Origin of the sequence: Corynebacterium sp. HMSC05D08 (genome assembly GCF_001807215.1) — a bacterium.
Lineage (GTDB): Bacteria > Actinomycetota > Actinomycetes > Mycobacteriales > Mycobacteriaceae > Corynebacterium > Corynebacterium striatum.
Window position 1 is genome coordinate 14570 of the sequence record NZ_KV788314.1, and the last position, 22079, is coordinate 36648.

Here is a 22079-nt window from a genome sequence, read left to right on the forward strand (position 1 = left end):
CTCAAGCATAGAATTAGTGGCGTGAGCCTTAGCAAAATTCTTCTGTACTACTGCTTTACCCCAATTTCTGATCCCACGGCCGTCATGTTGTGGCAGCGCAATCTGTGCGAGAAGCTCGGACTGAAGGGTCGCATTCTCATCTCCGAACACGGTATCAATGGCACCGTGGGCGGCGACATGAATGCCTGCAAGCGCTACGTTCGTGAGACCCGCGAATACCCAGGATTTAAGAAGATGGAATTCAAATGGTCCGATGGCGACGCTGATGACTTCCCGCGCCTGTCGGTCAAGGTCCGTGACGAAATCGTGGCCTTTGGCGCGCCTGGTGAGCTCAAGGTGGACGAGAACGGCGTCGTCGGTGGCGGCGTTCACCTCAAGCCAGAAGAGGTTAACAAGCTGGTAGAAGAGCGCGGTGACGAAGTCGTGTTCTTTGACGGCCGCAACGCCATGGAAGCGGAGATTGGCAAGTTTAAGAATGCCGTGGTGCCTGACGTCAAGACCACCCATGACTTCATCAAGGAAATCGAGTCCGGCAAGTATGACTGGATGAAGGACAAGCCTGTTGTCTCCTATTGCACCGGGGGTATCCGCTGCGAGATCCTCTCATCCCTGATGAAGAATCGCGGTTTCAAAGAGGTCTACCAAATTGACGGTGGCATCGTGCGCTACGGCGAGAAGTTTGGCAATGACGGCCTGTGGGAAGGCTCGATGTATGTCTTCGACAAACGCATGCACCATGAGTTTGGGCAAGGGCTGCAAGATCCTGGCTTTATTCAGCTGGGGCACTGTGTGCACTGTGGAAAAGCAACGAACACGTTCCACAATTGCATTAATGAGGACACGTGCCGTCAGCAGGTTCTAATTTGCGACGATTGCGTACAGCACGTTGAAACCCAGCACTGTGGGCGTCCAGAATGCGCGGAGGTCGCAGCTACAGCTGCAGCAACCAATGCTTAGCTCGAGCAGAAATTAGCTCGAGCAGAAATTAGCTCGAGCAGAAAACGGTGCTCCTAGAGAAAGCTTTGGCTGAGGGAGCGCCGAAGGCGCTGGGTTATCCGAGAGGGACGAGCAGGATCTGGATATCGGTGATGCACCACAACATGAAGTTGCAGGCCATCACCCAAAAAATGGCCATCCACGAACGCCAACGTAAGTAGCGCTTGAGTTTGTGAATCATGATGAGCGCCGTGCCAATCATGCCGATGAACGGGATGATTATGGTAGTGAAGGCAAAGAAGCGGCGCTGGCCGTTGGTGCATAGCCAGGTGGCGAGGGAGGCGTCGCAAAGCGCCCCGCCCTGGGAACGCGTGATAAGGGCTAGGACCAGTGCGTAAAGCCCGGAGGCGGCGAGGATGCCCAGCATGAAGTAAATTGCCTGAATCGTTGAACGGCGATTGGCTTTTGCAACGGCAAGAGGATCAGGTGCATCAGCGAGTTCATCAAACGTTGCTGGCTCGGGGCGCCGCAAGTTGGCATAATCCGCATCAGTTGTCAGATCGTTTTCGGGATGCTCGTCAGTTGCACTCATACGCAGGAGTCTAGTCCTTAATCGGTGCCGAGTCGGAAGGCCGAACCATCACTGGTACCCGAATGTGCGGGAGAAGCTCCGTAGCGGCTGAGCCGATAAACACGCGCTCGATGGGCCCCATTGGGGAGGAACCCATGCACATGATGTCGCCCTTCTTCCATTTCAAGGAATCAACTGCTCCTGCCCACCCATGCCCGGTTCCAATATCGGTGGAAATTTCCAGGCCGGGGTAGTGGTGGTCAACAATGTCTTGCGCTCTGTCGAGCATTGCCAATGTATGTTCGTGCCAGCCCTTAGTGAGCTTGGAAGCGATGTCGACGGAGTCATGCAGAGGGGCATCAATAAGTCCCTCCGCATTGAAAGCCACGATGCGTAGGGGCAACTTCCACCTGTTTGCCAAACGGGCTGCATGAAGCAGCGCTGGGTCTTCAGAGTCGCCACGCTCGGTGAAGGCGAAGTTGATGCGTGTAACGCCATGCTTGGAAAGCTTGATGTCGCGCGGGGTGAGGCCGAGAGGAATGGGGGAAAAGTGCAAGAGCGCGTCTGCAGTAGAGCCAGCAAAGAACTTGCCCTTGGGAGCTGACTGATTTGCTCCCAACAAAATTGCGTCCGCGCAGAATTCAGTGGCCATCTCCGTGAGGAGTTGTGGCCGTGAAGGTCCAGCGAGGAGGACGGAAGGACGCTCATCTAGCTGTGAGTTATCGACTCCTGCCGCCTTGAGAGCGGTAAGCACGCTTTGCTCGCATTTAGCTTGTTCCTTTTTGAACCACTTCTTGTACTTGCCGCCATGCTTGGTGAAAACTGTTGTGGCGCGTGGTACAGAAATAGTAGAGATCACTCTGATGCAAACCTTGGTGGATCTAGCCAACCAAGCTGCGTATTCGATCGCCTCCGTGCCCGTGGAGGACGGGCTCCACGAGACTAGAAGTCGAACAGGGTCGTTGGGGTCCTCTTTAGCGAGGGAAGCCCGCGACTCACAAGGGATATTCTTAGCCATGCACCAATCAGTCCGGTGATCTATCTTGGGACGTTGTTGGTGCCATTATTAGTCGCTTGAGCGTACAAAATGAAATCTGCGGCGGGGGATCGATCGCGGTGAAGAAGATTGGTCTATTTACGCCCTGGGGTTGCCAGAGTTTAGTCCATGGTGGGGCGGTAAACGTCTGCGAGCTTAGAAATTAAGGTGCTCATCTGGTGCGCTTTGTCTAAATCCGAGGGTTCTAGCCACTGGAGGATCTCAGCTAGGGCTGCGGCGCGTTGTCGAGAGACAATGTTGAGTTCTGACTCGCCTAGCTGGGTCAAAGCCACCAGGACGCCACGGCGATCCTTTTCATCGCGGCGTCGTTCCACGAAACCATCACGCTCTAATTGGTATAGGGCATTAGATGCCGTGGGCATTCGAATAAGTTCTGCCTGCGCAATGGTGCTTACTCGGGAAGGTCCCCGTAGGCGTAACTGATTCATGATCGACACCTGTGAGGTGGTGAGGGACGTACCTTCGGTTGTGCGCTGGAAGATAAGCATTAGCTTGTTCAACGCGGGTTGAATGTTGCGCGCGACGTTAAGAGCGTCCTCATAGTTGGAGGGGGAGGCGGCGGCTTGTTCACTCATAAAAAGCAATAATAGCGACCGTTTGCAGCCGACGGTAGTTAGGTGGCTAAAAAATTAGGTTTTGGGTTTGAAAATTTATTGAGGGGAGCGTAAGGGAACAATCTCTTTCATTAAAGTGTTTGAGAAGTCGGTGGAAGAAGGCCATCTCCGCAAAATTGTTAGGAAGAGAAGCGAGAGAAAAGGAGGGCAGATGCTTTGAGCCTTTCTTTTAAGCACATTATTTCTCATGAATGGGAGCGGGCCCAGCATCTCAAGGAGTATCGAGCGGGCCGAGTAGATAGGAGCGAGCTTTGCGACGCCGACTTCCTTCTGCGTGCTGCGGCTGAATACCACGGCGTCGATATGGCGAAACGGTGCCCGATGTGTGAAGCGCCGATGTGCTTGACCACATGGGTATATGGCGAAGAGTTGGGGCGTCGCGCTGGAAGCGCACGAAATGCGGAAGAAATCGCAGAATTTGCAGCCGACGGTCTCGAATTTACGGTTCACTGGGTCGAAGTTTGTACGGCATGCCGTTGGAACCACCTATTGCGTGCGGCAACAGCCTATGATGAAGGTTAGTTTTTGGCTCGGCCGTTGAGGCCGGTAATCTGCATTTATTTAAGAAAATCCGCCCATGATTGATGAGGACACGAAGCAGTGACCGAAAAGGAATCTGCCCCTAAAAAAGCGGGGCGTCACGTTTATAAATCCACGAAGCAGCGCAAACGACGTCGCTGGCCGTGGATTGTGCTGATAATTGCCTTGGTATTGGTAGCTGTACCGGCAGGCCTTTTTGCCTATGCATACTCCCAATACAACGTTCCTGAGCCAAAGGAGCTTCAAGCAAATCAGGTTTCCACGATTGTGGCTGGGGACGGTACCACCCAATTGGCTAAGTTGGTTCCGCCAGAAGGCAACCGCACCCAGGTCAAACTCGATGAAGTCCCCGACTACGTCGAAGATTCTGTGCTTTCTGCTGAGGACCGTGAGTTTTGGACCAACTCCGGATTTTCCTTCACCGGCTTGGGACGCGCAGTCTTGGGCAAGCTGACTGGTGATTCAACCGCAGGCGGTGGTTCAACAATCACTCAGCAGTATGTCAAGAACACGCTGGTTGGTGACGAGTATTCCTATGTGCGTAAGATCCGCGAGCTTATCTATTCCATCAAGATGACTAACGAATGGTCCAAGGAAGACATTCTGCAGGCATACCTCAACACGGTCTACTTTGGTCGTAACGCCTACGGAATCCAGGCAGCTTCCAACGCATACTTCAATAAAGATGCCAAGGATCTGACGGTTGAGGAAGGCGCAATGCTCGCCGGCCTTATTCAGTCTCCTTCTGTCCTTGACCCGCGCGTGGACGAGGAAAGCTCGAAGGCTCGCTGGAACTATGTTCTTGACGGTTTGGTTGAGATGGGCGATCTGGACGCTACTCAGCGTGCGCAGATGCAGTTCCCGCAGACGCGTGATCCTGCCGAGTATTCCGCTTATACAGAGGCGCCAGGCGCCTACGGACATATTAAAAACCAGGTTATTGCCGAGCTGGAACGCGTTGGCATCACCGAGGATCAGGTCGCTACGGGCGGTCTGAAAATCACCACGACCATTGACATGAACGTGCAGAATGCTTCCACCGAGGCTGTTGATGGGCAGCTGCAGTCTTTGCAGGAGGATGCCCGCGCTGCGGCTGTGACCATTGACCCTGCTTCTGGTGCTGTGCGCGGCTACTTCGGCGGCCACGAGTCGACCGGCTGGGATTATGCCAACGCCGGCCTGCAGACGGGTTCGACGTTTAAGATCTTCGCCCTTGCGGCGGCCCTTCAGCAAGGCATCGGCCTGGACACGTATTACTCCTCTGCGCCGTACCAGCTCCCTGGTTCTCAGGTAGTCACAAACGACGGTGGCGGCTGCGGTAACTGTTCCATCGCGGAGGCATTGAAGAACTCGTTCAATACCTCGTTCCTGCGTCTGCAGGCGGATCTAGAAAACGGCACTCAGGATACTGCCGACATGGCGCATGCGTTGGGCATTGCTAAGTCTCTGCCTGGCATTGAAAAGACATTGACTGAAAATGGGGGGGCTCCATACGAGGGCGTTGTTCTGGGTCAGTACCAGTCTCGCCCACTCGACATGGCAAGCGCTATGGCGACGCTGACAAACGGCGGCGTTTGGCATCAGCCTCACTTCGTGCAAAAGGTCGAAACTACCGGTGGCGAAGTTCTGTATGAATTCAACGACAACGGTGGTGAGCGTCGAGTTTCAGCCAACGTGGCTAACAATGTTCTTAAGGCAATGCTTCCTATTGCGGGTTGGTCTAACGGAGCTCTGGCCGGCGGCCGCGCATCTGCGTCCAAGACGGGTACTACTCAGTTGGGTAACACCGGAACCAACAAGGACGCGTGGATGATTGGTTCGACCCCGCAGCTGGCTACGGCAGTTTGGGTAGGTACCGCTGACAACACCTCCGCCATTTTCAATTCTTATGGCGGAATCATGTATGGCTCTGATGCGCCTACCCGTATCTGGAAGCAGATCTTGGATACTTCCTTGGTTAACTCGGAGTACCAATCCTTCCCAACGGCATACCCGATCCGTTATGGAAGCGGGAACTGGGGCAGCGGGTACACGGGCTCTTATGGCTCCTCAACGGAATACGGCAATCGTTACGGCAACAACGATGATGCTCCAGAGGAGACTGCAAACCCAGAATCCCCTGCTCCTGGCGAACAACCTGCGCCTTCCCCACACCAGCCTGCAGCGCCTCCGGCAGCGCCTGCTCAGCCGGAGGCACCAGCCCCAGACGTTCCTTCGCTGGAAGACATCATTAATGGTCAAGGTGACTTGGCTGAACTTTTAAGACCGTAGGAGAGGAACGTGACTGATGAGGCCCTCAAGACCGTGAAGACGGTTGGAAAGTCCCACTCGGCTGTGCGTGGCGCCTCTGCCGAAGGCCGCATTCCGCTTAATCGTGAGCCTTTTGCACACGACATCATCGAGTTTTTCGGTGGCCCGCGTGGCCGTTTTGCCCGCACCTTACCTGGTCAATGGATGTCGCCATTGCGCGCGATTATTGGTGTGTCCTGGATTTTCCTCGCACTGGGGTTTCTGAGTAAAGCCACCTGCGCAGGAAGCCGCACAGGAGACGACGGAGTCATTTCCTTGAACTGGGATGGCAACCGTCAATACACGTCTTTCTGCTACAACGACATCATCCCGCTCTATGGCGGCCGCGGCTTGGACCAAGGCGGATTCCCCTATGCGTATTCGTGGCAAGAAGGTGACCTGACTAGGTACATGGAATACCCGGTTTTGGCGGGTATGTTCCAAGGATTGATGGGGTGGGTTTCACGAGCCACGTACCCAATTGGTGAGTTCTTCGGCGTAGCGGATGCAGGTTGGTATTTTGGCGTCACTGCGCTCGTGCTTTCCTGCATTTGGATCGGTACGGTCTACATGGTTTTCCAGCTCACTGGAAACCGTGCATGGGATACGATGCTCATGGCCGCGAGCCCCCTCGTTGTCATTCATGCCTTTACAAACTGGGATATCCCGTCCATTGCGTTTATGGTCGGTGCGCTCTTTGCGGTGACCCGCGGTAAGAATTGGCTTGCAGGTATTTTGATTGGCCTCGGAACTGCTTTCAAACTGTGGCCGTTGTTTATCTTGGGCGCGTTTTTTGTCCTCGCGGCGCGTAACAAGAGGTGGGCACCATTCGGTGCGATGTTCGGCGGAACCGTAATCTCTTGGCTAGTCGTCAACGTTCCAGTGGCGTTGAAGTACCCGGACGCGTGGCGTGAGTTTTTCCGACTCAACGAAGAGCGCGGCGCTGAATGGACCACAATTTATGCGTTGATCAACCGCTATGCCGAAAATGGCCTCACCCCAGAATTCCTCAATAGCTTCACGCTGCCAGCATTCTTGCTGGGATGCGCAGCTATCGGCATCTTTGGTTTGCGCGCTCGCCGCGAGCCGCGTGTGGCTGAGCTCATTTACCTGATCGTGATGGCCTTCTTGCTCATCAATAAGGTTTGGTCGCCGCAGTATTCCATTTGGTTGGTTGTTCCAGCTTTGCTTGCTCTCCCGCGTTGGCGCCTGTTGTTGAGCTGGATGCTTGTCGACGCCATGGTATGGCCAGTCCTCATGTGGCACATGTTGGGCACGGAAAATAAAGGCATCGATCATGAACTGCTCGACCTCTTTGTGATTGGCCGTGACACTTTCATCGTTATTATCGGAATTCTTATCATCCGCCAAATGCTGGGCAAGTCCGTGGACAAGGTACGTGCAGCACATGGTGGCCGTGATCCTCTTGCTGGAGACTTTGTCTAATGCTCATCACCGTCGTAGGAATAATTTCTATTTTTCTCGGATTCTGCTGCGTGATGGGTGCGTACTACCTATATCAACGCAGCGAGGATCGGCGCTGGCCCATCCTTTTGGGCCTGCTGGCCTTGATGTTTCTCACCGTAATTCCAGCAGGAAGTGCCATCTTCTTCGCCACCACGATGCGTAGTTAGTGTCAAAACGGTTCCGCGCTTGGCACTTGATGATTAAGTACAGCGCAAGCACTGATTCTCCCCAACGGCTTTCCCCGTTGGGGATTTCTTTTTGGCCGGTCAATGCGCTATTGTGATGGGGTTGCTTGACGCAACGTACCCTCCTGCCATGTCCGCAAAGGTGATATGGCCGAAAACAATTACTAGACCATAGGAGGTGATGAGGTCCGTGCGTCACTACGAAGTCATGATTATTCTGGATCCTAACCAGGATGAGCGCACCGTATCCCCGTCCCTAGACAAGTTCCTCGAAGTTGTCCGTAAGGATGGCGGCAAGGTTGAAAACGTCGATGTTTGGGGCAAGCGTCGTCTTGCTTACGCAATCGACAAGAAGGAAGAGGGCATCTACGCCGTCGTTAACCTGGAGTGCGAGTCCGCTTCGGTTCTCGAACTCGACCGCCGTCTGAACCTGAACGACACCATCCTGCGTACCAAGGTTCTGCGCACCGACAGCAAATAGCGGATACTGGTTTCAGAGTTTCGAGAACCCACGTAACCGATAAGGAGAACAGACCATGGCACAGGGAGACACCACAATCACGGTAGTTGGCAACGTTGTTGCTGACCCCGAGCTGCGCTTCACCCCAGCGGGTGCGGCTGTAGCAAACTTCCGCGTCGCTTCCACCCCTCGTCGTTTCAATTCGCAGACGAACCAGTGGGAAGATGGCGAGGCCATGTTCCTGACCTGCAACGTGTGGCGTCAAGCCGCAGAAAACGTTGCGGAAACCCTGACCAAGGGCATGCGAGTAATCGTCAATGGCCGTTTGCGCCAGCGTTCTTATCAGAACCGCGATGGCGAAAACCGCACTGTCTTTGAGATTGAGGTTGACGAAGTCGGCCCGTCCCTGCGCTACGCTTCCGCACAGGTCACCCGCAAGTCCGCTAATGGCGGTAACGGCGGTGGCAATTACGGCGGCGGCCAGCAGCAGAATCAGGGCGGCAACAACTTTGGCGGCGGCAACCAGGGCGGCTTTGGTGGAAACCAGAGCGCTCCGCAGCAGTCAGCTCCTTCAAACGATCCGTGGAACTCCGCACCCCAAGCTGGAAGCTTCGGCGGTGCAGACGCTGAGCCACCGTTCTAAAACTGTCCCACGCAATTATTAACTAACTCAATTGAAAGGCAGGGATCATGAAGCTGATCCTCACCGCTGCCGTTGAGAACCTCGGCGCCCCAGGCGAAATTGTAGAGGTTAAGAACGGTTACGGACGTAACTACCTGCTTCCGCGCGGCCTGGCTATTGTTGCCACCCGTGGTGCTGAGAAGCAGATCGAGGGCATCAAGCGCGCCCAGGAAGCTCGCGCAATCCGCGACCTGGATCACGCACGTGAGGTCCGCAACCAACTCGAGCAGCTTTCTGGCGTACAGGTTGCAATGAAGACTTCTGAAAACGGCAAGCTATTCGGCTCCGTTTCTGCAGACGACATCGTTTCCGCAGTTGAGGCCGCTGGCGGCCCGAAGCTGGACAAGCGCATCGTCGTTCTGCCTAAGGGCCTGGTCAAGAAGACCGGCAACTACCAGGTCGAGCTCAAGCTGCATGCTGACGTTCTCGGCAAGGTGAACTTCTCGGTCGTCGCTGCCTAATAGGCGCACGACGGTTCCCGCTTAAGAGTGGGAACACAATGACAACAGCAACGCTTAGGGCCTCGGGGCCCGCCATGTGAGGTGGCAGACCCCGAGGCCTTTCGCGCGTTTTCAGCGACGCTGCTTCTGCCGCACCGCTGAATCGTTTGATGAAGTTTTGTGTGCTCCCAGACAGTGCGCCGACACTGAGTGTCCGATCATCATGCCGGCTGTGGATAACTGTGGATAACTTTGAATAATTGTGGATAACTAACGTTGGAATCCCTTCCGATTTGCGTTTTGTTAACCCGCAGGTCGCCTCAATAACACGCAGGTAAGCGGGATTCTTCACGGAAATTGTGCACATTTTCACACTTCCGGAAATAGCTGTTGACCTGCGGAAACGATAAGTGCAGGTCACAGTGCTGCGATAGTTATCCACAGCCATATCCACGTGTTTGGGGGTCGAAAGTCGGTCTCACCTGGGAATTGCACAGAACCCTGTGGATAACTGTGGGATTTATACCCAGGGGGTGCGTGTCAGGGGGCTGCATTAGACTAAAAATCCAGAAGCCGAGCCCCCCATTTTTGCGGTAACTTCTCGCAGATGTGTCACGCTGGGGCGCGGTGATAGTGTCCGAATTTGTGCTTCACGCCAGCCGGCGAAGCAGAACATGGGGTGGATTGCTTTATGACAAACGCAAGCTTCGATGACGCAGACTACGTACCGCCAGGGGCGCCTGACGTACCTGCCCAGGAGGAGCGTCCCTATCGCCGGAACCGGCAGGATGTTTCCAAGCGCTACGGAGAATTCCGTCAGCCGCCCTCGGACAGAGAAGCCGAGCAGGGCGTCCTCGGCGCAATGCTGCTGAGCCCGAACACCGTAATGGAGGTCATCGAGGAACTTGAGCCTGATGACTTCTACTACCCGGCACACGCGCTTATCTACCAGGCCATGGTTGATCTCTATGCCGCCGGCACTGACATCGACGCCGTCATCGTAGCCTCACGCCTCGACCGCTATAACAATTTGGAGCGCGTGGGCGGAGCGCCGTACCTGCACACGCTCCTAGCCACGGTGCCTACCGCTGCAAACGCGCGTTACTATGCGGAGATCGTCGCCGAGAAAGCGGTGCTTCGCAAGCTGGTCGACGCTGGCACGCGTGTTGTTCAGTTGGGCTTCGAAGGCGCAGAGGACGCCGAGATTGAGTCCGTGCTCGACCGTGCTCAGCAAGAGGTCTTTGCCGTGGCGCAAAAGAAGACAACCGAGGACTATCAGGTGCTCGGAAAGCTGATTGACCCCACCATTGATGAGCTCGCCATGCTACAGCAGAACGGCATCGAGGCCGGCGTTCCCACGGGTTTTATCGATCTAGACAAGCTCACCAACGGCCTACGCGCCGGCCAGATGATCATTGTGGCAGCGCGTCCTGGTGTGGGTAAGTCCACCTTGGCCATGGACTTCATGCGCTCCGCGTCCCTGCAGCACGGCAAGACCTCCGTCATCTTCTCCTTGGAGATGTCAGCCTCAGAGATCGTCATGCGTCTGCTTTCTGCAGAAGCAGAAGTAAAGCTGACGGACATGCGCGGTGGCCGCGTCTCTACAGAGGACTGGGCCAAGATCGACCAGACCCTGAACCGCATCCAGGATGCACCACTGTTCATTGATGACTCACCCAACCTCACCATGATGGAGATTCGCTCGAAGGCTCGCCGCTTGAAGCAGCAGCATGGCCTCGACCTCATCGTCCTTGACTACATGCAGCTGATGTCTTCCGGTAAGAAGGTCGAGTCGCGTCAGCAAGAGGTCTCGGAGTTCTCTCGTCAGCTCAAGCTCTTGGCTAAGGAGCTTGAGGTTCCACTGATTGCTATTTCGCAGCTTAACCGTGGCCCTGAGTCGCGTACCGATAAGAAGCCGCAGCTGGCTGACCTCCGTGAGTCTGGCTCGCTGGAGCAGGACGCTGACATGGTTATGCTGCTCTACCGCCCTGACTCCCAGGACCGCGACGATCCGCGTGCGGGTGAGGCTGACATCATTTTGGCTAAGCACCGTGGTGGCCCTATCGATACGGTGCAGGTTGCCCACCAGCTGCACTACTCCAAGTTCGTCAACATGGCCCACGGCTAAGAGGGAGCGGTTAATGTCAAAGGGAATCCTTCGCAGTTGCACTCCTGCTATAGCCGCGGCGCTGACTCTGCTCGCGGGTTTCTGTGTGTCCTGTGCTGATAACTCAGCTGGTTCCGGCGAATCTGGTATGGAGCATTCGGCGTCGCAGGCGCCGGCTACCCAGAAAACTAAGAAGCCGGAAGTTTCCGCCAAGAAGCTCGTCTACGCACATGAGCATGAGCGTCAACACGGATTCTTGGTCACACCCAAGAAGTCGCAGCCAGGTAAAAAGCTGCCCTTAGTTGTGTTTCTCCACGGTGGAGGATGGCAAGAGAAATCCACTGCCCAGTCAGCGGCGCCAGCTGTCAATGACCTCGTGGAGCATGGTGCCGCGGTGTGGAACGTGGAGTATCGCGGCGTATCCATCGACGGTGAAGATGCACCGGGCGGCTGGCCCATGACCTACCAGGACGTCGCTGCGGCAATTGACTTCATCCCGCAGCTTACAAACCACAGCGATGTTCCCCTCGACCTCAACAACGTTGTGGTAGCGGGCTACTCTGCGGGCGGCAATCTTGCTACGTGGACCTGTTCGCGTCCGGAGCTGGCTCCCGACGCCCCCGGTGCCCATCCGGCCTTCCACGTGGACAAGTGCGTGGGTATCGCTGGCGTTTATGACATGGAGCTCGCCTACCAGCAGCACGATAAATTTGTCCGCACCCTTCTAGGCGGTACACCGCAGGAAGTCCCCGCGCACTACTTCGATGCCTCCCCGGCATACAACGTCAACAAAAAGGCACGCGTCCTAGTGCTGCACGGAGAAAATGATGAGATGGTCAACGTCGATGAAGTCACCCGCTTCGCCGACTATGCCAAACAGCGTGGCCTCAACATCGATGCCATCATCTTCGACGACGCTAAGCACCTTTCATGGGCCAATCCCGCTGGCCCCCAGTGGCAGCAGGCACGGCGAAACATCCTTGAGCAGGTTGGAATCAAGTCTTAGGCACCGGGGCGTCGTCAAGCATCACTGCATCTGGCTTCGAGAGGTCCTTGACCTTATCGGGATCACCGAGGCGCGGGCCGAGGGCAACCAGCACCACGAAAACCACGGTCACAGCGATCGCCAGCCAGTGCCACACTGCATCGAATCTGCGGCCAAGGCGCTGTGCTAGCCAAGCACCAAACCACGCGCCAAGCGTGTTAAAGAACAAGTCATCAATGTCAGTGCGCCCCAACGCGAAAACATACTGGATGGTTTCCACCAACACCGAGAAAGCGAAACCCCAGAGCGTGGCCGCACGCTTGGACCGTAGCTGCACAAAAAGCAGAACGCCCAGCGGGACAAAGAATGCGAAGTTGCCGCCGTATTCAAACAGCGGCTTGAACCAGCTGCCGGAGAACAAGTCATCCAGCGGAATCCAGCGAATATCGCGGGCGCGCTGGTTTTCCGGCTTCCAAAGGTAGCCAATCTGGAAGAAGGCTTTGAGAGTGGTCAACGAAACAATGACGGCGCAATAGCCGCCAAGGGCTAGCGTCGAACACACTCTGTGGGGCATCTACTTAAGTACCTTTCCGCGTTGCTCCGGTAGTACAAAGGCGGCGGCTGCCGCAATTGCGAACGCAGCGGCAAAGAGGATGAACAGCCAGTGTGCGCCCGCACCAGCCAGGATAACCGGAACGATAAGCGGCGCGATGATGGAGGCCAAGCGACCGAAGCCCGCAGCGGCACCCGTGCCAGCCCCGCGCAGGTGGGTGGGGTAGAGCTCTGGGCCGATTGCGTAGAGTGCGCCCCACGCACCGAGGTTAAAGAAGGAAAGCAGGCAACCCGCAATCAAAATGAGCGCGGTGGAGTCCGCAAAGCCGTATAGGCCGGCGGCGCACGCGGAGCCCACGAGGAAAGCGGCCAGCGTAGGGCGGCGGCCCCAAGTCTCAATCAGCCAGGCCGCTGCCGCGTAGCCCGGAAGCTGCGCCAGCGTGATGATGAGCGTGAAGCTGAAGGACTTCACCAAGGTAAAACCATCGGCCACGAGCAGCGACGGAATCCAGATGAAGGCGCCGTAGTAGCTTAAGTTCACACAGAACCAGATGGTCCACAACGCCGCGGTACGCCCGCGCAGAGAGCGCGACCAAATGCTGCTGGAGGTGACATCTTCCTCGGCATAAGTGGGTACCGCAGCGTTTTCTGGCAGTTCCTTGCCCTCGGCTTCGGCCTCAGCTTCGAAGGAGGCCACGATGTCCTCTGCCTCCGCGTGCCTGCCCTTGGATTCCAAGAATCGCACGGACTCCGGCAGCTTCATGCGCACGAAGAGAGCATAGAAGGCCGGGACCATGCCAAGTGCCAGCGCCCAACGCCAGCCGCTGGCCGATGCCCCGACTACAAAGGTTCCGATGACTGCTGCCAGGATCCAGCCCACGGCCCAGAAGGCCTCCAGCAGCACAACCATGCGGCCGCGTACCTTGACCGGTGAGAATTCCGAAATCAGCGTCGATGCAACGGGCAGCTCCGCGCCTAGGCCGAGGCCCACGATGAAACGCAGAATCAAGAGCATAGCTAGTCCCGTCGCGAGCGCTGAGGCTCCCGTGGCCAGACCGTAGACCAGAAGGGTCAGCGCGAAGACGTGGCGACGGCCGAGCTTATCGGCAAGCAAGCCGCCGAAGGTGGCGCCAAGCGCCATGCCGACGAATCCGATTGAGGCCAGCCAAGAGGATTGGGTCGGTGTGATTCCCCAATGCACCGCGAGTGCGGCCATGATGAAGGAGATGAGGCCGACGTCCATAGCGTCGAGCGCCCAACCGATTCCGGAGCCCACCAGCAGGCGCTTGTGCTTGCCGGTGACAGGAAGACGGTCTAGGCGCTCGTTTCGAGATAGCGTGTTACTTTTGAGATCGGGCATGCTTTGGGATTGTAAGTCCAATTTCCCCTGTGCACTGCGTTTTTATGCGGTGGGCTGGAAAGTCCTTAGTCGCAGTGAATTACTTACAACAAAAACCGAACTAAAGGCCATCGCAATACCCGCAAACAGGGGGTTAAGTAGCCCGATTGCCGCGACTGGAATGAGTATGACATTGTAGGCGAATGCCCAGAATAGGTTGCCCTTGATGATGCGCAGAGTACGGCGCGAGAGTCGGATGGCGTCGGCAGCAGAGCGTAGATCATCGTTCATCAGCGTTATGTCGGAAGCCTCGATGGCCACGTCGGTACCTGCGCCCATGGCCAGGCCCAAATCTGCTTGGGCGAGTGCGGCGGCGTCATTCACGCCGTCACCCACCATGGCAACGTTGCAGCCCGAGCTTTGGAGCTGCTTGACGACGTCCACCTTTTCCTCCGGAAGCACGCCCGCAGTGACGTTTTCTGGGTCGATGCCCACGGCCTGCGCCACGGCCTGCGCGGCGCTTTCGTTGTCGCCGGTCAGCAGGTGTGGGACAAGCCCCAGCTCCTTCAGCTGGGCCACGGCCGCAGCGGAGGATTCCTTGACGGTGTCGCGGACATCGATGATGCCGATGAGGGCGTCGGCAGCGTAGACGGCAACCGGGGTTCCGCCCTCTGCTTCGGCAGCGCGGAATGCCTCGCTAAGGCTGCCCAGCTCGCCCTCGACGCGTCCGACACGGATGCGCTGCCCCTCGACCGTGCCCTCGACGCCACGGCCTGCCACGGAGACAAAGTCGGAGGCGGGCGTTACATCGCTAGCAGCATGCACGATGGCCTTGGCGATGGGGTGCTCGGATCCCGCTTCTACCGCCGCGGCGAGCTTGAGAACCTGAGTGGCGTCCTGGTCACTGGTTTGTGCGGCGTGCACGCCAGCAACCGACATCTTGCCTTCGGTGATGGTGCCGGTCTTGTCCAGGACGATGGTGTCCACCTGCTTGGTGGATTCCAGGATCTCCGGGCCCTTGATGAGCAAGCCCAGCTGAGCGCCGCGGCCGGTGCCCACCAGGATCGCAGTAGGCGTGGCCAAACCCATTGCGCACGGGCAAGCAATGATCAGCACGGCGACAGCAGCGACGAAGGCCGGGGCGGTGGCGGCGGCGCCACCGATGATGAGGTGTGCGATGAGCGTGAGTACGGAGATCGCGATGACGATGGGGACGAAGACCTGCGCGATCTTGTCCACGAGGCGCTGCACGGGGGCCTTTGACGCCTGTGCCTCGGTGACTAGCTTGGCCATCTGAGCCAAGGTGGTGTCCGCACCCACCTTGGTGGCGCGTACCTCCAGGCGGCCGGAGGAATTGATGGTGGCGCCGGTGACATGGTCGCCTTCCTTGACCTCAACCGGCACGGATTCTCCGGTGAGCATCGATTCATCCACAGCCGAGGCTCCGGCATTGACGACGCCGTCCGTGGCAATCTTTTCACCTGGGCGGACGACAAACACGTCGCCTACTTTGAGGTCCTTGATGGGCACGCGCTTCTCTGCGCCGTCGACAAGCAGCGTAGCGTCCTTGGCTCCCATCCCCAGAAGCGTGCGCAGTGCCTCTGAAGACTGGCCCTTTGCCTTGACCTCAAACCAGCGGCCGAGCAGCAAGAACGTGATGACCATGCCTACCGACTCCAGGTAGATGTGGTCCATCTCAGCATTGTTGGATACGAGCTCCATGTGCATCTTCATGCCCGGATGGCCGGCGTGGCCGAAGAACATGGCGTAGAGCGACCAGAAGTAGGCCGCGGTGGTGCCCATGGTGATGAGCGTGTCCATGGTAAACGAGCCGTGCTTGAGGTTCGCCCAGGTGGCCTCGTGGAAGGGGGCGCCGCCGAAGATGTAGACGATGGTGGCCAAAATAGCTGCAGCCCACTGCCAGTTGGTGAACTGGAGGGCCGGCAGCATGGAGACCACCATGATCGGCGTGGAAATCGCGGCAGAGATAATCGTGCGGCGCAGCAGGTCCTTGGCCTCCTGCGCGCGGGCCTCGTCCACCGGATTGGCAGTCTCTTCGGAATCCGCCTCTTGCTCTTCCGTCAGCGCGAAGGCGTCGTAGCCTGCGCCCCGCACAACCTCGATGAGGGAGTCGGGGGTGGAAGTGGAAGGGTCGTATTCAATTGAGGCGGACTCCGTGGCAAAGTTCACGGTGGCCTCAACTCCATCGACCTTGTTGAGCTTGCGTTCGACGCGGGACGAGCACGAGGTACACGTCATGCCGGAAACACCGAGATCGAGGTGGACGAGGTTAGTCATGGGAAGTGATCGCTTCTTTATGCGAGTTGGGGATTTGGATGGTTGTGGCGCTTATGCCTTGAGGTTGTAACCAGCCTCTTTAACGGCGGCGGCAACCTGCTCGTCGCTGAAGCCTTCGCCCTCAACGGTGACTGCGCCGGTGGTGTGGTCAGCGGTGACCTCGTGGACGCCGGTGATCTCGCCGACCTCTTCCTTGACGGACATCTCGCAGTGGCCGCAGGTCATGCCCTCGACGGTGTAGTGCTTGACTGCCATGATTCGTTTCCTTTCTTTGAGTACACCCTGAGCCTATACCCCCCTGGGGTATCATGCAATGAATTGCCAAGGAATAACTCAGGCTCATGTACCGTTGATAGGAAAGACCCCGAAAAAGAGGAGAGATTTATATGGCAACGATCGACGTAACCGAAGAGACTTTTGAGCAGACCGTTAGCGGTGAGGGCATTACCCTCGTAGACGCTTGGGCCGACTGGTGCGGACCTTGTAAGCGTTTTGCCCCTGTTTATGAAAAGGCCTCTGAGCAGCACGCGGATGCAACGTTTGCCAAGCTCGACACCGAAGCTAACCAAGGCCTGGCTGCTGCACTGCAGATCCAGTCCATTCCAACCCTGATGATTTTCCGCGACGGAATCATGGTCTTCCGTGAGGCTGGTGCACTACCGCCGGCAGCACTTGAGGATCTTATTACCCAGGTTAAGGGGCTCGACATGGATGATGTTCGCCGCCAGGTTGAGGAGCAGAACGCTCAGACCAACGGCTAAAGATTTTTCTTTCGCCCCCGGCGCTTTCTAGTGAGTCCCGCTAAACTCGCTAGAAAGCGTCTTTTTTATGGGACCACGTTACTTAAGCGAACAAGGAGTTAGTTCAATGGCGAATCCATTCAGCAAGGGCTGGAAGTACGTAATGTCCTCTTTCGACCAGAAGATCGACGAGAACGCGGATCCTAAGGTCCAAATTCAGCAGGCCGTGGAGGGCGCCAAGGAACAGCACCGCCAAATTTCAGAGCATGCTGCGGAGATTATTGGACGCAAGAACCAGCTCGAGCTGCAGATTAACCGTCTCCTGAAGTCCCAAGAGGATTACCAAAACCAAACTCGCCGTGCCCTTGAGCTAGCGGATAAGGCGGAGGACCCGCAGGCCGCTTCTGAGTACAACCAGGCCGCTGAGGTCGTGGCTTCCCAACTCGTTGCTGTGGAGCAGGAGCTTGCTGATCTCAAGACCCAGCACGCGGCTGCCTCGCAGGCGGCTGAGCAGGCAAAGGCTCAACAGCAGCAGTCCGAGGCTCGCCTCAAGGAGCAGTTGGCGCAGGTGGATGAGCTGCTAGTACAGGCCGATCAGGCCGCGATGCAAGAGCAGAACGCCAAGGTTATGGACTCGATGAACGAGCTTAAGCCGGATGGCTCCACACCGACCCTTGATTCGGTGCGCGCCAAGATTGAAAAGCGCTACACCGACGCTCTCGGCGCGCAAGAGCTTCATCAGCTCTCGGGTGGCGACCGCATCCAGGAAATCACTGCCGCTGGCAACGACTTGAAGGCCGCGTCCCGCCTGGACGAGATCCGTGCGGAGATGGCAAAGCAGAAGGAGCTCGGCTCCGGCGAGCAGAAGTAAGCTGCAGTAAAGCTAAGCTGCGCTAGTCAAAAGAAATAAGGAGGCAAGCCCCCCATGAGGGCCGGCCTCCTTTTGTCTGCCGCTTTGAGACTCACTACGTTCTTGTGGACTCTTGCGGCTCTAGCTTTCGTTGCGGCGAACGGCGATGAGGACACCGCGGATGCCGGAGTGGAAGCCGTCGCGCAGGTTGACGCGCTGGGATTCGGTCAGCGTGTACTCGTGCAGAGTCTCACAGGCGAATTGCAGCAGCGGACGGTCGATCTCAGGCGGAAGTCCACCGCCGGAGAGCAGGTGGGCCTGGTCGCGCTGTTCCGCGCTAGCCGCGTTCTCGAACCACCAGGACGCATACTGCTGGCCGACGTCGAAAGGTGACTGGAATCCTGCAGAAGTCCAGACCTCCTCGGGAAGCGGCACGTACTTTGAGCGCAGCTTGCGACGAGGCGCCATCATCGACGGCTTTGGCGCGGCCGGCTTTGGGGAGCCAGACTCGGCTGCAGCGTCGGATGCACCTGACGAAGGCTTCTCAGGGGTCGACGTGCCGTTAGAGCCCTGCGTGTCACCTGCGGAAACGGGGGCGGGAGTCTTGGCGATCTCGGCTGAGCCGTTTTCAGTGGAATCGGCCCCGCCATCCTTGGATGCCTGCGGAGCGGTGCCTGCTGCAAGGTCGGCGGGAGATGGGGAGGAAGAGCCCGGTGATGCGGCTGGCTTCGGCTTTGGTGCGGAGGCGAATGCTGCCTCCGCTTCGGAGGGCTCGCCGCACTCGTCGCGCTCGGGCAGTTCTGGCAGCTCATCGTGGCCGTTGTGCGGTTCCCGAATGGTCGGCGGCAGTGGGCCTTCCAGAACCTGCAGCTCCATTGCGTCGGCGAAATCTTCGCGCGGATCGAGAATGGTCGTGGTGTCGCAAGCGTGGCGCAGTGCGGAGGACATGGAGTCCCAGCCAAAGCCGTAGAGGTGCACGCGCACGCCCGCGTTTACGGCTTCTTGTACGCCCGGGATCATGTCGGCGTCACCAGAAACCAAAACAAAGTCGGTGACTTGCTGCTTCATTGCAGCGAGAATCATGTCGGCAACGAGGCGGGTATCGACTGCCTTTTGGGTGCGGCGCTCGCCCCATTCGATGAGCTGGCCGGTGCGAAGCTGCACGCCATCACAGGTGCGCAGTGCGCGCTGGTAGCGGTGTGGGCCGGTGTCAGGGATTCCGTCGTACCAGTACTGGCGGTGGATGCGGTTTCCGAGCTGGTTTTCCACCATGGAACCGAGATTATTTACGACCTCTGGGAGGTCTATTTCTAGTTGCGCGCGAGCTCCGGTTTCCCATGAGTTATAAAAGCTCGCAAGCAGGTAAGACGTGTCAACGAAGACAAGTGTTCGTTCAAGCATGGCTCCTAAGTTCCGTTTCTAATAGTTCTAACTAAATTTGCTTTGGTTTCCAGTGTGCCCCATTAGTCACTAAACGTCGATGTCTTCGAGGAAACTGGCAGGTCAGGAGGCCTAGAAAAGTTTTGCTCTTGCGCGAATCTAAAATCTGAGGTACTTGTTCGGTTAGTTAGTTGAGTAACTGACCCATCGAGTAAGCGAGGAGGTGCAGGCGTACATGGATAACTCAACGCAGCCGTTGTTCAGACAGATCGCCGCGCTAATTGAGGACTCCATCGTGGAAGGCGGCCTGGAAGAAGGGGCGCAGGCGCCTTCGACGAATGAGCTAGCTGCCTTCCACAACATCAACCCCGCCACGGCGCGAAAGGGGATTGCTTTGTTGACTGAACTCGGAATTCTAGAAAAACGCCGCGGCATCGGCATGTTCGTGGCGGCCGGCGCTACCAAAAGAATCCGCCAGCGGCGCCGCAATGACTTCGCCGCCGAATACGTCGCCCCGCTCGTCGATGAGGCCGTCCGCCTTGGGTATACGCGCGAGCAATTACAAGAACTTGTCCACCGTGTCGCAGAAAGCAGAGGACTCTACTCATGACCGCGAACACCGCAAACGCTGCAATTACTGCAAACACCCAACGTATCCCGGAGTGGTCGAAATGATTAAAGCCGAAAACCTAGCTATGCAAAATACTCCGGCGCTGTCTTTCGTGCTGGAAGATAGCCTGACCCACGGCCTGGTGGGCCCCAATGGAGTGGGCAAGACGACGCTGCTGCGCATGATCGCAGGCCAGCTCAAGTCGGAGGGGTTGAAAGTCTTTGGGGAGCGCCCCTTTGACAACCAGAAGATCATGGATCGCATCATCCTGATGGGCATCGATAACCCGCTTTTCGATGGATGGAACGTGGACAAGCTCTTCCGCATCGGCAAGGTGCGGTGGAAGACCTGGAACCAGGAGCGGGCTGAAGAACTCGCCGCGCAGTTTGCGCTCCCGAAGAAGAACTACTCCGCCTTGTCCCGCGGTCAGAAGTCCGCGATGGGCTTTATCTTCGCCGTAGCTTCCGGCTGCGAGTTGATGCTGCTGGATGAACCCTACCTGGGCCTCGACGTCGATAAGCGTCAGCGCTTTCTTGAGGTCCTCCGGGAGGAACAGGGCAAACGCACGATTGTGGTGTCCACCCATCATCTCGATGAGATTGAGGGCTACCTCGACACGGTGCTTTCGCTTGGCGAAGCCCCCTTGTCTGGCCCCATTGAAAGCCTCGTCGATTGCATCGTGGCGGTGACGGGCCCTGCGGAACAAGTAGATAGGGCGCTGGGGCGCCTACAGTTGCCGGTATTGGCCCGCCATTCCTCGGTCCACGCAGAGCGTGTGCTTATCGACGCCCGCCCCAACTTCGCCGAGTGCGTCTTCGATCAGGCGGCAGAATTCGGGCTACGCGCGCAGGAAGTCACCCTGGAAGAGGCGGTGCTGGCGTTAGGAGGTGCCCAGTGAAGCTTTTCTTTAACACGCTGAATTGGGGAAACTTGCTGCTGTCGATTTTCTTGATTTGTGGAGTCTTCCTGGCGGGACGCGCCGGTAATGCGGTTATTGCGAGTTTCGTGCTCGTCGCTCTGTGGGCCGGTATTTTTGCTGCCGCCCCACACGAAAACAAAGCGCAGCCATTAGGGCTTAACACGGCCACTAAAACTCGATACGGTCGCATCGCAGCGCTTTTGCCAGCTGTGATTGCTGGCATTTTGACCATCTATCTGCGTTGGTGGATTGCTCTCGCTATCACGGTGCTAATCCTCGCGTGGAAGCTAACCTGTTGGAAGGCCGAAGCCAAAACCATGACAGTCGAAGACCTTCTAGCGGATACGCCAGGCAATGATAATTTTGGACGATTCCCAGTAAGCCTTGAAGGTCAGTTGGTCTACCGCCCGTTGGTTCGCGGTTGGCTTATCGGCTGGGTGATTCTGTGTATCGCAGCGGTGGCGAACGCCTTCATCAGCAACATATGGCCTGAGAACGGACCGAATATAGGAAACATGCTGATGACAATGGCCATCTTGGCCATGACGACGACCTGTGTGGAACACCTTGATTCTTTGGCTAACTTCGTCACGCTTGGCGGCAGCCAAAGTACATGGGCGCGACATGTCATCATCGCAAGCTTGGTCAGTCCGGCGGCGAGCCTCCTTGGCGTTGGGCTTAGCTGGCTGATTGTGGGTGAGCCTATTTGGTTCATTGCAGCATTCGGCTTCCTGGTGCCCGCACTCGTTGTCTCAGTTGAATTGTGTTCGTGGAAGACCGTCTACATGCCGGTGCTGATTGCCGCTGCAACGGTAGCCATCTTCGAGTTGCGAATGGAGGAGATGCTCGACGGGTTGCCGATGATGCTCGCGGCGGCCGTTACGTACGTGCTGTGGGCGGTGCTGCTGCCCGTTAACGTGCGACGAGTGAATCCATACGCTTCAGGACTGAAAAAGTGGTTAGGAATAAAGAGCTAAAAAGCGCAATCACCAGCGGATTTGTGAAGTTTCAAAGTGGTGTGTAACTTTATGTGAGTCAGCGCGACCGACAGCGCCCCA

23 protein-coding genes are annotated in these 22079 nt (G+C 57.1%); 15 read left to right on the plus strand and 8 right to left on the minus strand.

Annotation, left to right across the window (positions count from 1 at the left end):
• Positions 1-21 precede the first annotated feature (21 nt).
• Positions 22-957 (plus strand): oxygen-dependent tRNA uridine(34) hydroxylase TrhO, encoded by a 936-nt coding sequence (locus tag HMPREF3148_RS03485; RefSeq protein ID WP_049062542.1) that lies wholly within the window; start codon positions 22-24, stop codon positions 955-957.
• 94 nt (positions 958-1051) lie between these two features.
• Here the strand turns inward: HMPREF3148_RS03485 and HMPREF3148_RS03490 are convergent, their stop codons facing one another.
• The 3 genes from HMPREF3148_RS03490 to HMPREF3148_RS03500 all read right to left on the minus strand — a co-directional run bounded on the left by HMPREF3148_RS03490 (position 1052) and on the right by HMPREF3148_RS03500 (position 3139).
• Positions 1052-1528, minus strand: a complete 477-nt coding sequence (locus HMPREF3148_RS03490; protein ID WP_005530916.1) for a hypothetical protein — start codon at positions 1526-1528, stop codon at positions 1052-1054.
• 10 nt (positions 1529-1538) lie between these two features.
• Positions 1539-2525, minus strand: a complete 987-nt coding sequence (locus HMPREF3148_RS03495; protein WP_049062543.1) for a universal stress protein — start codon at positions 2523-2525, stop codon at positions 1539-1541.
• A 140-nt stretch (positions 2526-2665) separates the two neighbouring features.
• On the minus strand, positions 2666-3139 hold the full coding sequence (locus tag HMPREF3148_RS03500) for a MarR family winged helix-turn-helix transcriptional regulator (RefSeq protein ID WP_049062544.1): 474 nt from the start codon (positions 3137-3139) through the stop codon (positions 2666-2668).
• Positions 3140-3334: 195 nt separating this feature from the next.
• On the opposite strand from HMPREF3148_RS03500, the gene HMPREF3148_RS03505 reads away from it, so the two are divergent.
• The 9 genes from HMPREF3148_RS03505 (at position 3335) to HMPREF3148_RS03545 (ending at position 12354) form a co-directional block, all read left to right on the plus strand.
• Positions 3335-3700 carry a DUF5318 family protein gene (locus HMPREF3148_RS03505; protein ID WP_005530922.1) on the plus strand — a complete coding sequence of 122 codons (366 nt, stop codon included), beginning with the start codon at positions 3335-3337 and terminating at the stop codon, positions 3698-3700.
• 78 nt (positions 3701-3778) lie between these two features.
• Entirely contained in the window at positions 3779-5989 is a 2211-nt protein-coding gene (locus tag HMPREF3148_RS03510; RefSeq protein ID WP_049062546.1) for a transglycosylase domain-containing protein, read from the plus strand.
• Between the two features lie 63 nt (positions 5990-6052).
• Positions 6053-7453, plus strand: a complete 1401-nt coding sequence (locus HMPREF3148_RS03515; RefSeq protein ID WP_049152089.1) for a glycosyltransferase family 87 protein — start codon at positions 6053-6055, stop codon at positions 7451-7453.
• Positions 7453-7641 carry a hypothetical protein gene (locus HMPREF3148_RS03520; protein WP_049158834.1) on the plus strand — a complete coding sequence of 63 codons (189 nt, stop codon included), beginning with the start codon at positions 7453-7455 and terminating at the stop codon, positions 7639-7641. Before HMPREF3148_RS03515 ends, HMPREF3148_RS03520 begins: the two co-directional genes overlap by 1 nt.
• Before the next feature lie 208 nt (positions 7642-7849).
• Entirely contained in the window at positions 7850-8140 is a 291-nt protein-coding gene (gene rpsF / locus HMPREF3148_RS03525; RefSeq protein ID WP_115340964.1) for a 30S ribosomal protein S6, read from the plus strand.
• Positions 8141-8195: 55 nt separating this feature from the next.
• Positions 8196-8762 (plus strand): single-stranded DNA-binding protein, encoded by a 567-nt coding sequence (locus tag HMPREF3148_RS03530; protein WP_049158832.1) that lies wholly within the window; start codon positions 8196-8198, stop codon positions 8760-8762.
• Between the two features lie 47 nt (positions 8763-8809).
• On the plus strand, positions 8810-9262 hold the full coding sequence (gene rplI / locus HMPREF3148_RS03535; RefSeq protein ID WP_005530934.1) for a 50S ribosomal protein L9: 453 nt from the start codon (positions 8810-8812) through the stop codon (positions 9260-9262).
• Positions 9263-9932: 670 nt separating this feature from the next.
• A complete protein-coding gene (dnaB, locus tag HMPREF3148_RS03540; RefSeq protein ID WP_005530937.1) occupies positions 9933-11369 on the plus strand; it encodes a replicative DNA helicase in 1437 nt (478 codons plus the stop codon).
• 13 nt (positions 11370-11382) lie between these two features.
• Positions 11383-12354: an alpha/beta hydrolase family protein gene (locus HMPREF3148_RS03545; RefSeq protein WP_083287700.1), complete on the plus strand. Its 972-nt coding sequence runs from the start codon at positions 11383-11385 to the stop codon at positions 12352-12354.
• Here HMPREF3148_RS03545 and HMPREF3148_RS03550 read toward each other — a convergent pair.
• Genes HMPREF3148_RS03550 through HMPREF3148_RS03565 form a run of 4 tightly spaced genes read right to left on the minus strand, consistent with a single transcriptional unit; the run spans position 12344 to position 16777 of the window.
• Positions 12344-12907 (minus strand): VanZ family protein, encoded by a 564-nt coding sequence (locus HMPREF3148_RS03550; protein ID WP_049160160.1) that lies wholly within the window; start codon positions 12905-12907, stop codon positions 12344-12346. The genes HMPREF3148_RS03545 and HMPREF3148_RS03550 overlap by 11 nt on opposite strands.
• The gene (locus HMPREF3148_RS03555; RefSeq protein WP_049160158.1) at positions 12908-14245 is read right to left on the minus strand and encodes an MFS transporter; all 1338 of its coding nucleotides are present in this window, start codon (positions 14243-14245) and stop codon (positions 12908-12910) included.
• A 42-nt stretch (positions 14246-14287) separates the two neighbouring features.
• The gene (locus tag HMPREF3148_RS03560) at positions 14288-16522 is read right to left on the minus strand and encodes a heavy metal translocating P-type ATPase (protein ID WP_049160155.1); all 2235 of its coding nucleotides are present in this window, start codon (positions 16520-16522) and stop codon (positions 14288-14290) included.
• 51 nt (positions 16523-16573) lie between these two features.
• Complete coding sequence (locus tag HMPREF3148_RS03565; RefSeq protein ID WP_049064039.1) at positions 16574-16777, minus strand: heavy-metal-associated domain-containing protein; 204 nt, start codon at positions 16775-16777, stop codon at positions 16574-16576.
• A gap of 131 nt (positions 16778-16908) precedes the next feature.
• On the opposite strand from HMPREF3148_RS03565, the gene trxA reads away from it, so the two are divergent.
• A complete protein-coding gene (gene trxA, locus HMPREF3148_RS03570) occupies positions 16909-17283 on the plus strand; it encodes a thioredoxin (RefSeq protein WP_049160143.1) in 375 nt (124 codons plus the stop codon).
• A gap of 106 nt (positions 17284-17389) precedes the next feature.
• Positions 17390-18133 carry a PspA/IM30 family protein gene (locus HMPREF3148_RS03575; protein WP_049160140.1) on the plus strand — a complete coding sequence of 248 codons (744 nt, stop codon included), beginning with the start codon at positions 17390-17392 and terminating at the stop codon, positions 18131-18133.
• Positions 18134-18253: 120 nt separating this feature from the next.
• On the opposite strand, the gene HMPREF3148_RS03580 is transcribed toward HMPREF3148_RS03575, so the two are convergent.
• A complete protein-coding gene (locus HMPREF3148_RS03580) occupies positions 18254-19513 on the minus strand; it encodes an NYN domain-containing protein (protein ID WP_049160137.1) in 1260 nt (419 codons plus the stop codon).
• 214 nt (positions 19514-19727) lie between these two features.
• Here HMPREF3148_RS03580 and HMPREF3148_RS03585 point away from each other — a divergent pair, with 214 nt between their 5' ends.
• The 3 genes from HMPREF3148_RS03585 to HMPREF3148_RS03595 all read left to right on the plus strand — a co-directional run bounded on the left by HMPREF3148_RS03585 (position 19728) and on the right by HMPREF3148_RS03595 (position 21998).
• Positions 19728-20102 carry a GntR family transcriptional regulator gene (locus tag HMPREF3148_RS03585; RefSeq protein ID WP_034657647.1) on the plus strand — a complete coding sequence of 125 codons (375 nt, stop codon included), beginning with the start codon at positions 19728-19730 and terminating at the stop codon, positions 20100-20102.
• 85 nt (positions 20103-20187) lie between these two features.
• Positions 20188-21000, plus strand: a complete 813-nt coding sequence (locus tag HMPREF3148_RS03590) for an AAA family ATPase (protein WP_034657649.1) — start codon at positions 20188-20190, stop codon at positions 20998-21000.
• Positions 20997-21998, plus strand: coding sequence for a hypothetical protein (locus tag HMPREF3148_RS03595; RefSeq protein ID WP_005532211.1), 1002 nt, complete (start codon positions 20997-20999; stop codon positions 21996-21998). The genes HMPREF3148_RS03590 and HMPREF3148_RS03595 overlap by 4 nt, the downstream gene beginning before the upstream one ends.
• The last annotated feature ends 81 nt before the right edge of the window (positions 21999-22079 follow it).

Excerpts from the sequence above, each read along its gene's own strand:
- HMPREF3148_RS03490 (WP_005530916.1), bottom strand. The coding sequence starts at position 1,528 with ATGAGTGCAACTGACGAGCATCCCGAAAACGATCTGACAACTGATGCG.
- HMPREF3148_RS03495 (WP_049062543.1), bottom strand. The coding sequence starts at position 2,525 with ATGGCTAAGAATATCCCTTGTGAGTCGCGGGCTTCCCTCGCTAAAGAG.
- HMPREF3148_RS03500 (WP_049062544.1), bottom strand. The coding sequence starts at position 3,139 with ATGAGTGAACAAGCCGCCGCCTCCCCCTCCAACTATGAGGACGCTCTT.
- HMPREF3148_RS03520 (WP_049158834.1), top strand. The coding sequence starts at position 7,453 with ATGCTCATCACCGTCGTAGGAATAATTTCTATTTTTCTCGGATTCTGC.
- HMPREF3148_RS03530 (WP_049158832.1), top strand. The coding sequence starts at position 8,196 with ATGGCACAGGGAGACACCACAATCACGGTAGTTGGCAACGTTGTTGCT.
- rplI (WP_005530934.1), top strand. The coding sequence starts at position 8,810 with ATGAAGCTGATCCTCACCGCTGCCGTTGAGAACCTCGGCGCCCCAGGC.
- dnaB (WP_005530937.1), top strand. The coding sequence starts at position 9,933 with ATGACAAACGCAAGCTTCGATGACGCAGACTACGTACCGCCAGGGGCG.
- HMPREF3148_RS03545 (WP_083287700.1), top strand. The coding sequence starts at position 11,383 with ATGTCAAAGGGAATCCTTCGCAGTTGCACTCCTGCTATAGCCGCGGCG.
- HMPREF3148_RS03550 (WP_049160160.1), bottom strand. The coding sequence starts at position 12,907 with ATGCCCCACAGAGTGTGTTCGACGCTAGCCCTTGGCGGCTATTGCGCC.
- HMPREF3148_RS03555 (WP_049160158.1), bottom strand. The coding sequence starts at position 14,245 with ATGCCCGATCTCAAAAGTAACACGCTATCTCGAAACGAGCGCCTAGAC.
- HMPREF3148_RS03560 (WP_049160155.1), bottom strand. The coding sequence starts at position 16,522 with ATGACTAACCTCGTCCACCTCGATCTCGGTGTTTCCGGCATGACGTGT.
- HMPREF3148_RS03565 (WP_049064039.1), bottom strand. The coding sequence starts at position 16,777 with ATGGCAGTCAAGCACTACACCGTCGAGGGCATGACCTGCGGCCACTGC.
- trxA (WP_049160143.1), top strand. The coding sequence starts at position 16,909 with ATGGCAACGATCGACGTAACCGAAGAGACTTTTGAGCAGACCGTTAGC.
- HMPREF3148_RS03575 (WP_049160140.1), top strand. The coding sequence starts at position 17,390 with ATGGCGAATCCATTCAGCAAGGGCTGGAAGTACGTAATGTCCTCTTTC.
- HMPREF3148_RS03580 (WP_049160137.1), bottom strand. The coding sequence starts at position 19,513 with ATGCTTGAACGAACACTTGTCTTCGTTGACACGTCTTACCTGCTTGCG.
- HMPREF3148_RS03585 (WP_034657647.1), top strand. The coding sequence starts at position 19,728 with ATGGATAACTCAACGCAGCCGTTGTTCAGACAGATCGCCGCGCTAATT.
- HMPREF3148_RS03590 (WP_034657649.1), top strand. The coding sequence starts at position 20,188 with ATGCAAAATACTCCGGCGCTGTCTTTCGTGCTGGAAGATAGCCTGACC.